The sequence below is a fragment of the Microcoleus sp. EPA2 genome (genome assembly GCA_020882975.1).
In the GTDB taxonomy this organism is placed as follows: Bacteria; Cyanobacteriota; Cyanobacteriia; order Cyanobacteriales; family Microcoleaceae; genus Microcoleus.
In genome coordinates, this window is sequence record JAHRFD010000021.1 from 100,012 (window position 1) to 110,094 (window position 10,083).

10 protein-coding genes, 1 other RNA gene and 1 pseudogene are annotated in these 10,083 nt (G+C 45.3%); all 12 read left to right on the forward strand.

Going from position 1 to position 10,083, the window contains the following annotated elements; translation table 11 throughout:
• The first annotated feature begins 337 nt into the window (after window positions 1–337).
• Window positions 338–1,510 carry a 5-(carboxyamino)imidazole ribonucleotide synthase gene (locus AAFP14_RS18240; RefSeq protein WP_341733649.1) on the forward strand — a complete coding sequence of 391 codons (1,173 nt, stop codon included), beginning with the start codon at window positions 338–340 and terminating at the stop codon, window positions 1,508–1,510.
• A 51-nt stretch (window positions 1,511–1,561) separates the two neighbouring features.
• A non-coding RNA gene (gene ssrS / locus AAFP14_RS18245) (6S RNA) lies at window positions 1,562–1,749 on the forward strand.
• 179 nt (window positions 1,750–1,928) lie between these two features.
• Window positions 1,929–2,516, forward strand: a complete 588-nt coding sequence (locus AAFP14_RS18250) for a TetR/AcrR family transcriptional regulator (protein ID WP_341733650.1) — start codon at window positions 1,929–1,931, stop codon at window positions 2,514–2,516.
• A gap of 141 nt (window positions 2,517–2,657) precedes the next feature.
• Window positions 2,658–3,083 (forward strand): acyl-CoA thioesterase, encoded by a 426-nt coding sequence (locus tag AAFP14_RS18255; RefSeq protein ID WP_341733651.1) that lies wholly within the window; start codon window positions 2,658–2,660, stop codon window positions 3,081–3,083.
• 120 nt (window positions 3,084–3,203) lie between these two features.
• A complete protein-coding gene (locus AAFP14_RS18260; RefSeq protein WP_341733652.1) occupies window positions 3,204–3,986 on the forward strand; it encodes a glutathione S-transferase family protein in 783 nt (260 codons plus the stop codon).
• Window positions 3,987–4,203: 217 nt separating this feature from the next.
• Complete coding sequence (gene rpmI / locus AAFP14_RS18265; RefSeq protein WP_340520190.1) at window positions 4,204–4,401, forward strand: 50S ribosomal protein L35; 198 nt, start codon at window positions 4,204–4,206, stop codon at window positions 4,399–4,401.
• A gap of 19 nt (window positions 4,402–4,420) precedes the next feature.
• The gene (gene rplT, locus AAFP14_RS18270; RefSeq protein ID WP_341733653.1) at window positions 4,421–4,777 is read left to right on the forward strand and encodes a 50S ribosomal protein L20; all 357 of its coding nucleotides are present in this window, start codon (window positions 4,421–4,423) and stop codon (window positions 4,775–4,777) included.
• A 271-nt stretch (window positions 4,778–5,048) separates the two neighbouring features.
• A complete protein-coding gene (locus AAFP14_RS18275) occupies window positions 5,049–5,579 on the forward strand; it encodes a tetratricopeptide repeat protein (protein ID WP_341733654.1) in 531 nt (176 codons plus the stop codon).
• A 614-nt stretch (window positions 5,580–6,193) separates the two neighbouring features.
• Window positions 6,194–6,571, forward strand: coding sequence for a response regulator (locus AAFP14_RS18280; RefSeq protein WP_341733655.1), 378 nt, complete (start codon window positions 6,194–6,196; stop codon window positions 6,569–6,571).
• Window positions 6,568–7,176: a chemotaxis protein CheC gene (locus AAFP14_RS18285; RefSeq protein WP_341733656.1), complete on the forward strand. Its 609-nt coding sequence runs from the start codon at window positions 6,568–6,570 to the stop codon at window positions 7,174–7,176. Before AAFP14_RS18280 ends, AAFP14_RS18285 begins: the two co-directional genes overlap by 4 nt.
• The gene (locus AAFP14_RS18290) at window positions 7,173–9,368 is read left to right on the forward strand and encodes a sensor domain-containing diguanylate cyclase (protein WP_341733657.1); all 2,196 of its coding nucleotides are present in this window, start codon (window positions 7,173–7,175) and stop codon (window positions 9,366–9,368) included. Before AAFP14_RS18285 ends, AAFP14_RS18290 begins: the two co-directional genes overlap by 4 nt.
• A gap of 380 nt (window positions 9,369–9,748) precedes the next feature.
• Window positions 9,749–9,955 (forward strand): annotated as a pseudogene (locus AAFP14_RS18295) (zinc ribbon domain-containing protein); the annotation flags it as partial.
• Between the last annotated feature and the right edge of the window lie 128 nt (window positions 9,956–10,083).

A 10,083-nucleotide genomic window follows, 5' to 3' on the forward strand; every position in this document is an offset into this window, starting at 1 on the left:
GTAGATGCTGTGCTTCCAGGACTGAATTAGATGCTTTCGCAGCTCCAGCATTCTGCGGTTATTCCTTAAATCAATACTTTTATTTAACTTGTTGCTGGTTGATTAATTCTGTAATTAATCAATCAGTCCTGGACTGATTTCAACTTACATCTTGCACCCAGATCGATCGCAGACTCTCGCGCGGGGTGGGGGTGGGTTTATTCCGATTTTTGGTACTTGTTATATATTGTTGGTGAACCCTTCGACTACGCTCAGGGCATCGCCCGCCCCTACAGGATATTAATAGCGGTACTTTTTGGTATAAAATAGTTAGGTTAACACAATGAAAATTACTCAGATGAAATCAAGTCAAACCGCTGCTAATCCGTCTTCTAAAATTCAACGGGTGGGTGTTGTCGGCGGGGGTCAACTAGCTTGGATGATGGGGGCTGCTGCTAGGAGGCTGGGTATTGAATTGGTGGTGCAAACTCCCCAGGCTAATGACCCGGCAACTGTGATTGCTGCTGATACTATTTTGGCGGCAATTGATGATGTGAATGCTACTGCTGAATTGGCCACTCGCTCTGATGTTATTACCTTTGAAAATGAGTTTGTGGATTTGGATGGTTTGCAGACTATAGAAGGTAAAGGTGTTTTATTTCAGCCTAGTTTGTCGTCCCTTGCTCCTTTGTTGGATAAGTACGTCCAGCGCTGTTATTTGCAAGATTTGGGTTTGCCAACTCCGAGGTTTTGGGAATGGGATTGTGGCCAGGATTTGCCGATTGACTTTCCGTTTGTTATCAAAGTTCGCCGCCACGGTTATGATGGTCAAGGTACTTTTGTTGTGAAAGATCGGGAAAGTTTTGACTCAATTTGTGTTAAGCTAAAAGGTGTGGCTTTGTTGGTGGAAGAGTTTGTGCCTTTCGAGCGCGAGTTGGCTGTAATTGCAGCTCGCTCTGCCAACGGTGAAATGGCAATTTACCCGATCGTGGAAACTCAACAGGAAAATCAGGTTTGTCGTCTGGCGATCGCACCTGCCCGGATTAGTTTGGAGATTGAAGCCGAAGCTGAGGCGATCGCCCGTACTCTCCTCAATAGTTTACAAGCTGTGGGCGTATTCGGCATTGAACTATTTTTAACCGCCGACAATCAACTATTGGTAAATGAAATTGCACCGCGCACGCACAATTCGGGACACTTTACCATCGATGCTTGCAAAACTTCACAATTTGAACAACATTTGCGTGCAGTTTGTCAACTGCCTTTAGGCAATTGCGATTTAATCTCTGCTGGTGCTGTGATGGTAAATTTACTCGGCTATGAATCGGCTGAGTCCGACTATTTAGAAAAACGAAAACAACTGGCACAAATCGAGGGTGCTTTTGTGCATTGGTATGGTAAGAAAGTATCGCGTCCGGGCCGCAAACTGGGTCACGTTACTGTTTTGCTGGATGAGGAAGCGTTGGATCGTGGGCGATCGCCAGCAGAGGCGATCGCTCAAACCATTGAATCTATCTGGAATGCAAATTAGATCGATGGAAGAGTTGCCAAAATCGAGTTAGTGGGTATATATTAAATACAGGTTCTACTGCGACGTTGGTGACTGCCAATAATGTTTTTTTGATCTATAACTCTTAACTTTCGGGAATCAAGATGTTTGGACAGCAGTAAACTGGGCTTGTACCCAGAAACTTTAAGTCCGAGCCAACGGTGCCCACCTGGTAAAATACCAGGTCAAAAGCTGAGGTAAGACGGCGTTGCGGGGAACCCTTATAAATTGATTGAGATAGGCGCTGTGAAATATGGCTAGCCTATTTTTTTTGTTTAATTTGTTAAATTTGTTATTTGTTGTCGGCTTTAAATTAATTGCCGATCGCCCCTTGCAATTCACAGTGCGCTCTGCTATTCTCTAAAAAAGACCGATAAGTCGGTTAGCGCGAACAACCAAAATGTCAAAAGCTCAAGAAACCAGAGAAAAAATTCTCAGGGAAGCCGCAGCACTGTTCAACCAGTACGGCTACTCCGGTTCTTCTATGTCTGACATTATGCGCGTTACAGGCTTGCAAAAAGGAGGAATTTACAACCATTTCAAGAGCAAAGATGAGTTAGCGTTGCAAGCTTTTGACTTTGCTGCTGAATGTATGCGGAAACAATATCTCACAGCCTTGAAAGGAAAACACAATTCGGTCGATCGGCTAAAAGCTGTTATATCTTTATTTAGCACATTTGCCGAAAATCCTCCAATTCCCGGCGGTTGTCCCCTGTTAAATACAGCAGTCGAAAGCGATGACGCACATCCAGCTTTGCGTCAGCGGGTGCAAATAGCAATGGATGGTTGGCGCGCTTTGATTTGCAAAATTATTAACAAAGGAATTGCTAAAGGCGAGGTGCGAGAAAACGTGGAAGCTGATGCAGTCGCAACTATTGTGATTTCAACGCTGGAAGGAGCCGTGATGATGAGCAAACTTTACGGAGATGCAATTCACGTCAACAGAGTAGTTACTCACTTGCACGGATATCTCGACAGTCTAATTTAGAACCGGATAATTTTTTTGGTCTCCAACAGACCGTTCGGTCTTAAGAGTGCAATTTCTACTCGTTACTAGGCTCTGCCTCCAATTTTATTCCCCAAGCGAGGCAGTTTTTCAATCATTAAAAATAGACTGAGAGTACCCAAAATGCAAGCATCCAGCGAACAGAAAAGACCTTTGGAAATAGAATTAAGCTTTCCTGTACAAACTTACGACATCGACTTTGCGGGAATTGTCAGCAATATTGTTTATATCCGCTGGTTGGAAGACTTGCGCATCGCACTTGCGGCTGCTTATTTTCCCGTACAAAAAATGCTGGAAAACGGTGTAGCTCCGATGCTGGTGAAAACAGCAATTGAATACAAGCAGCCGATTAATATTTTCGATCGACCAACTGGTAAAATTTGGATGAGTAAAATGAAATCAATAAAGTGGGCGATGGAAGCTGAGATAATTGTAGCTGGTAAAGTCGCTGCGATCGCCCAACAATCTGGTTGTTTTATTGAACTATCAACTCGCAAACCAGTGCCGATTCCTATGCCTCTTTCTCAAGCATATTTTGCACAGCAATAAATCGATAAATTTTCACCCCAAATACTGTTTACATTAAGCACTTCAGTCCTTTAATTTTCCGCATCACAAATAATACCAAAGCCCAAAAACTGCCAACATTTACACAACTAAATGACTTCAATGAATCATCATTCAACCATTGCCAATACCGAAGTTGTCCGCCTCATCACCATCCCCATCAGTCACTACTGCGAAAAAGTGCGGTGGGCCCTGGATTTACTAAAAATCCCCTACATAGAAGAAAGACACGTACCAGCTTTTCACCTCTGGGCTACCCGCAAACACGGAGGAAGCAGCGTTCCCATTTTAGTTGCCAAATCTGGGAACTTTATTGATTCAACAGATATTTTGCATTACCTCGATACTCTCAATCCAGAAAGCCAAGGTTTGTACCCAAAAGAGCCTGAATTGCGCCGAGAAGTCGAAGAACTTGAAGAGTTATTTGATGCTAGACTGGGAGCAGATACTCGCAATTGGGGATATTTTTATCGATCGGGCGATCGCGAAACAATGCGAACTGGTTGGTGCAGCGGTACGCCTCAACTTGAGCGTCTTGGGTTTGAAATAATCTTTCCGTTCCTTAGCAGCACAGTACGGCAACGCTACAACATAACAGTAGATACCGCAGCCAAGGCGCTGCAAGGAATCCAAGAAATCTTTGAGATTGTCGATCGAAGATTAGCAGGCGGCAAAACCTATTTAGTGGGCGATACAATATCCGCAGCAGACATAACTTTTGCAGCGCTAGCAGCTCCGGTTTTGCTACCACCGGAACATCCGGTTATGGTATCAAAAATGGCAGATTTGCCGATCGAAATGGCAGCGGTAATTAAACAATTGCAGTCAACTGCCGCCGGAGTTTACGCCCTTCGCTTGTATCGCCAGCAGCGCCAAGTTCAGTAATAAACAGTCTCATGGAATGAAAAATCTCATTGAACCTTTGTCGTCATCAATATCAAAGATAATCTCAATCAGCCGATCGATACAACGATGGCGATAATCAGGATCTGTCAAGAATAGCCTACCGATCGCCCATCCTGACATATCGCCACAAATTCAGCTTGCAGAAAGTACCACAAACGTGATACGGTTATAGCTTGTGTCCAAATAACACCAGTCCATGCCAAAACTCAAAACTCGCAAAGCAGCCGCAAAGCGCTTTAGAGCAACCGGCAGCGGTAAAATTGTGCGCCGCAAAGCTTACAAAAGCCACTTGCTCTCTCACAAAAGTTCAGCCCGCAAAAGCCGCTTGTCTAAATTGGTCGTCATCGACGAGACCAACGACGATAACGTGCGGTTAATGCTTCCATACTTGTAAAGTTTAACGGTAATCAAAGATGACACGGGTAAAACGCGGTAATGTCGCTAGAGCGCGCCGCAAAAAAATTCTCAAAATAGCCAAGGGATTCCGAGGCGCACAGTCGAAACAGTTCCGCACAGCTAACCAACGGGTGATGCAGGCCCTGCGTAACGGTTATCGCGATCGCAAAAAACGCAAACGCGACTTCCGCCGCCTGTGGATTGCTCGGATCAATGCAGCATCTCGCTTGCACGGCATGAGTTATAGCAAACTCATCGGCAATATGAAGAAAGCAAACATTGAAATCAATCGCAAAATGTTGGCACAAATGGCAATCCTTGACCCCGCAACATTTGGCAAAGTCGTGGAACTGGCCAAGTCAGCCGCATCGTGAAAGCTTGAATAGTTTTCTAAAGGAAGAAATAAGAACTAAGAAGGATGTAGTTATCTGCCAGAGAAGGAAAACTTCTTAGATAAATCTAGGAGATTGAGACCGCTTTTCCTTCTTTGTTCTTACTTCTAGCTTGTTGCTTTTTGAGAGTGCGCTCCTGGGTAACAGGGTCAGCCATTTCTAGGTTTTAGTAAAAGTTATCAGGCAAATATCCAGGATTTTCATTGCATTCAAATACATAAAAAAATCCAAATACCAACCAAATTTTAAAAGCATGGATAGCAATTTACTCATTATTTACTTGTCAGTCTTGCTACTCATACTAGGTAGTGCTTCCTGGTTTATAGTCAGCCAGATATTCAAAACTCGCAAGCGGGAAATGTCCCTGGAACGCTTAGAGACAAAGCTCACGAAAGAGAAGGGAACTGCCCAGGAATACTACCAATTGGGCAGTATTTATCTAGACAAAAGTCTTTATTCCCAGGCGATATTGCTATTTCAAAAAGCCCTGAAATCGGAAGATTTAGAAGGTGCAGAAAATGCAGCCATAATTTATAACGCTCTCGGTTTTGCACACTTCGGTCAAGAACAGTACGATATAGCAATCCGTTATTACAAAGAAGCCATTAAGTTGCAGCCAGCCTACGTCACATCGATCAACAATTTGGGTCACTCCTACGAGCGTAAGAAATTAGAATCTCAAGCTTTAGAAATGTACGAAGAAGTCCTAAAATACGAGCCAGAAAATGCGACGGCAAAACGACGAGTAGAAGCTCTTCGCAAACGGTTGGTCAGCTATAGTTAACCCAAGCTTTCAGCAGCAACATACATCGTGTAAACCGGGCTTCATCAAGAAACCGGGTTTTTTGTTATTTGTTTGATAATATTGCCGCTACCTAAAACTGGGAGTCATAAAACAAGGTTTGCACAGCACAATTAGGTAAATACCGCAATTTGGGAATGTTTGCCCTGTCCTTTGCTAGAAAGTGGTTAAACTTTACTGAGGATGGGTTCAGCATTGCTATAGGAACCAGAGAATTTGTATTTGGATTCTTAAGAATCTCCCGAATTTAGCCTAGGGAATTCGGGAGATTGTCAAATTAAGCAAGATAATTGTAGATGTGGTTTTAGTCTAAACCGCGATCGTAATACAGGGATAAATATCAAGAACAGAGCCGGCAGTCATCCGGTTCTCAAATCTCAACGCCTAAGCTTCCCAATAGCTCGATGGGTGGAGAACCCCTCACTATATGATGGATATATTTATTCCTGTTAGCCTGCCTGGTCTACTAATGTAGAGAGAGTTTTTGAGCTATGCAGGGGCCTCGCGATCGCGACGCCCCTGCATAAAATACTGTCAAAATAAAAGCAGTACCTGCCAAGCTGGTTAGTCATCAACAATTGAAGGAGGAAAACGTAGTGACATCAATTCTCGTTGTCGAAGATTCGTGGTTGACTCGCAGGGTAATCTGCAAAATCCTGCGAGCAGAAGGATACGAGACTTGGGAAGCATCGAGTGGCCCAGAAGCTCTGGAACTGCTAGATACTCAGACCCCAAACTGTATGCTTTTGGATCTCCTCATGCCAGACATGGAAGGTAGGGAAGTCTTGCAAGCTATGCGGGAGAAAGGAATTAAAGTTCCTGTGATCGTAATTACCGCAGATATTCAATCAACCACCCGCTCCGAGTGCATGGAACTAGGAGCCATGGCAGTTATTCACAAAATGCCCAACTCCGACGAACTGGTTGGGTGGATCAAAAAAGCTCTCAGTGCCAGCGAGGAGAGCGCCCCATGAAATTGACCGCTCGACAGCTCGATGCTTTGCAGGAACTCGTCAACATCGGGATTGGTCAAGCAGCAGGGATCTTGAACGACATGATTGACTCCCCCATTCGCTTGCAAATCCCCTACCTCCAAATCCTGACTCCCAACGATGTACAAGTACAGTTAGAGCAACACCTCAACGGCGAGCAAATCGCCGCCGTGCAGCTAAAATTCACAGGCTCTTTTGGAGGTATTGCTCAGCTAGTATTTCCTACCAACAGCGCCGCCACCCTCGTGACGATGCTAACAGGGGAAGAAGCCGGAACTCACGACCTAGATTCGGTGAAAATTGGTACGCTAAGTGAAGTGGGAAATATTGTAATCAACGGGGTTATGGGTGCTATCAGCAATGTACTTCAGCAGCGCTTGAACTACTCAATTCCCAATTACACCGAAGGGACGATCGCCACTTTGCTAGTATCTGGCGGCTTGGCCGCTGATACAGTAGTTTTATTGGCCCAGACTCGTTTCATTATTGAAAAGCTTCACATTGAAGGAGATATTATCCTCATTTTCAATGTCAGTTCTTTTGATACCTTGTTGGCTGCTATCAATCAACTTGCCGGGGGTCTATGAGCCAGGAGAGCAAAACTATTGAGCAAAAGTTTGGGGTTCTCGACAGCGTACCAGTCGGTGCTTGCCTGCTGCGAGATGATTTTGTGGTTCTGTTTTGGAATACCTGTTTGGAAGAGTGGACGAAAATTCCCCGGAGTCAAATGTTGGGTACAAAAATTACGACGCATTTTCCTCATTTAAACCAGCTAAAGTACGCAACTCGCTTTCAGCAAATCTTTGCAGGAGGCCCACCAACAATTTTTTCTTCTCAAATTCACAAACACCTGATTCCGGCAACTTGGCAAGACGGCCAGCAGCGCATCCAGCAAACTACTGTGACGGCTGTGCCGGCCCAAGAGGATGGCATCGCAGAATTGGAGATGGGAAAGTTGGTTGTCCCAAATGTTGAGTGGGAAGCAGAAGGTACGATCGAACTCCAAGCCACTGGAAACAATGTTTTGTTAGATAACTCTCCGTCCCCTCTGGCTTCACTGACATGGCCACCAACAAATTCCCAATCGTTCTACGCCCTGTTGGTGATTCAGGACGTCACGGAGCTCACTCATCGGATTCAAGGTTATCGGGCGATGCGGGATCAGGCTTTGGAAGAAGTGAAAGTACGTCAGCGGGTGGAGGAAGAATTGCGATCGAGCCAGCACTTCATCCAGCAGATTGCTGACGTGGCACCTTATTTACTATATATCTATGACCTGACCGAACAGCGCAACGTTTACGTCAACGGTCAGGCATTGAAATTGCTGGGCTACACTCCCCAAGAAATTTTAGAGATGGAAACCGCTTTCTGTTTCTGTCTCGTTTACCCAGAGGATTTGCGGACACTGCAAGAGCACCTAGAACAATTTCCCTCAGCCCAGGATGGCAGCATTTTGGAATTGGAGTATCGGCTTCAACATCGATCGGGCCAATGGCGCTGGTTTCGGTGTCGGGACCAAGTTTTTGCGCGCACCACCGAGGGCCAACCCAAACAAATTTTTGGTACTGCTCAAGATATCACGGAGTACAAGCGGGCAGAAGCAGCGCTGCGACAGCAGAACGAACGGGAACTGTTGATGGCAACAATTACTCAGCACATTCGCCAGTCTTTGGATTTGGACGAAGTGCTGCATACGACTGTCAACGAAGTGCGCCAGTTTTTGCAGGCCGATCGAGTGATGATCGTCCGGTTTAATCCCTGTACCGGCAATGCCTGCGCCACCCCGGCAACGGGGGCGGTGACAGTGGAATCTGTAGCTCCTAACTGCCAGCCGATGCTGGGGGAAACCCTGGAAAATTTTTGTTTTGACGAGTTTTATTTGGAAGCGTACCAACATCGGGCGATCCGACCAATCGCCGATATCTGCGCCGCCGATTTACCACAATATCAAATTGATTTGCTCGCACAATTTGATGTCAGAGCTTATCTAGTCGTACCACTGGTGCAAGGGGATGATTTGTGGGGGCTGCTGATGGCCCACCAGTGCAGCCCCCGACAGTGGATGCAGTTGGAAGTCGAGTTACTGTCTTCTCTGGCGGCCCAGTTGGCGATCGCCATCAAGCAAGCAGAACTTTATCAGCAATTGCAAGAGGCCAACCAAAAATTAGAACGCTTAGCCACTTTGGACGCCCTCACCCAGCTAGCAAACCGCCGCCGATTCGATCAATATCTGGAAGTGGAGTGGCGCAGACACTCGCGGGAACAGACGCCGCTGTCCCTAATTCTGTGTGATATTGATTCTTTTAAAAGTTATAACGACACCTATGGTCATCCAGGGGGAGACGAATGTTTGCGACAAGTAGCTGGTGCCATTAGCCATGCAGTCGATCGCCCCGCCGATTTAGTGGCTCGCTATGGTGGCGAAGAATTTGCCGTTATTTTGCCCAATACCCACATTCAAGGCGCTGTCAAAGTCGCCGAACACATCAGGATTAAAATCGCAGCCCTAAAGCTTCCTCACGCTGGTTCCCAGGTGAGCCAGTACGTCACCGTCAGTTTGGGCGTAGCAAGTATGGTTCCGGCATCGGAAGCGGGAGCGGAAATTTTGATTGCCGCCTCGGATCAAGCCCTCTACCAAGCAAAAAGACTTGGGCGCGATCGCATCCAACTCTACCAACCAGACCCTGCTTCTGGCAAGCCTAACGGGACAACCACTCCCATCATCCCTGTAGATTTTTCTATATCCAATAATAATTTACCTTCTCCCACCAGCGCTTGAGAAGCCAGAAATGTGGTCTAGCTGCTGATGGATGGCAACACCCAGGCTCACTAACCATCCGAAGGGGAGAATTCTCAATTTAAAAATCTCAGATCTCAAGCAGAAGGGGAGATTGAATGTTAATGTTTTTAATCGTAACTCTGCTCACCGCAAATATTTCTAAATAGTTTCAATTGACCTTTTGATTGCAATTTTAATTCAATCTTTGAGCTAGGATAAACCTACTTAAATAAACACTCCTTTGGGGAAATGGTTCAGAATTAGATTCCCTTAAATGTCCTTAACTGTTTAGTATGAGGCGGATAAATCAGTGCGAGTTTATGATTTTTTTTACTCTGAAGAGGCGCGAAATTATTCCAGATGGCGATCGGCAGCCATTCATGAAAATTAAAAATATGGTAAAAAATCAATGTCTAGCTAAGTCGATTAACGACGCTTCTTGGTATCAGTTCCGTGTCTGGCTTGAATATTTTGGTCAACTATTTGAGAGAGTTACGGTGGCTGTCAACCCAGCATATACCAGCTCTGAATGCTCTAGCTGCGGTGAAATTGTGAAAAAAGCTCTATCCACAAGAACTCATATTTGTAACTGGAGTTTAGACTAAAAAACGATCGCATCTAAAAGTAGCTGCCTTTCAACAGAAGGCAAGTTATTGCTCAAAAAATCAAAAGAGAGGAGATTAAACAACTAATTTTGAAGACTTTTTGCGTCGAG

What these genes read in the sequence shown, in the direction of transcription:
- AAFP14_RS18240 (WP_341733649.1), top strand. Translation starts at nt 338, where the DNA reads ATGAAATCAAGTCAAACCGCTGCTAATCCGTCTTCTAAAATTCAACGG.
- AAFP14_RS18260 (WP_341733652.1), top strand. Translation starts at nt 3,204, where the DNA reads ATGAATCATCATTCAACCATTGCCAATACCGAAGTTGTCCGCCTCATC.
- AAFP14_RS18290 (WP_341733657.1), top strand. Translation starts at nt 7,173, where the DNA reads ATGAGCCAGGAGAGCAAAACTATTGAGCAAAAGTTTGGGGTTCTCGAC.
- rpmI (WP_340520190.1), top strand. Translation starts at nt 4,204, where the DNA reads ATGCCAAAACTCAAAACTCGCAAAGCAGCCGCAAAGCGCTTTAGAGCA.
- AAFP14_RS18250 (WP_341733650.1), top strand. Translation starts at nt 1,929, where the DNA reads ATGTCAAAAGCTCAAGAAACCAGAGAAAAAATTCTCAGGGAAGCCGCA.
- AAFP14_RS18255 (WP_341733651.1), top strand. Translation starts at nt 2,658, where the DNA reads ATGCAAGCATCCAGCGAACAGAAAAGACCTTTGGAAATAGAATTAAGC.
- AAFP14_RS18275 (WP_341733654.1), top strand. Translation starts at nt 5,049, where the DNA reads ATGGATAGCAATTTACTCATTATTTACTTGTCAGTCTTGCTACTCATA.
- AAFP14_RS18285 (WP_341733656.1), top strand. Translation starts at nt 6,568, where the DNA reads ATGAAATTGACCGCTCGACAGCTCGATGCTTTGCAGGAACTCGTCAAC.
- rplT (WP_341733653.1), top strand. Translation starts at nt 4,421, where the DNA reads ATGACACGGGTAAAACGCGGTAATGTCGCTAGAGCGCGCCGCAAAAAA.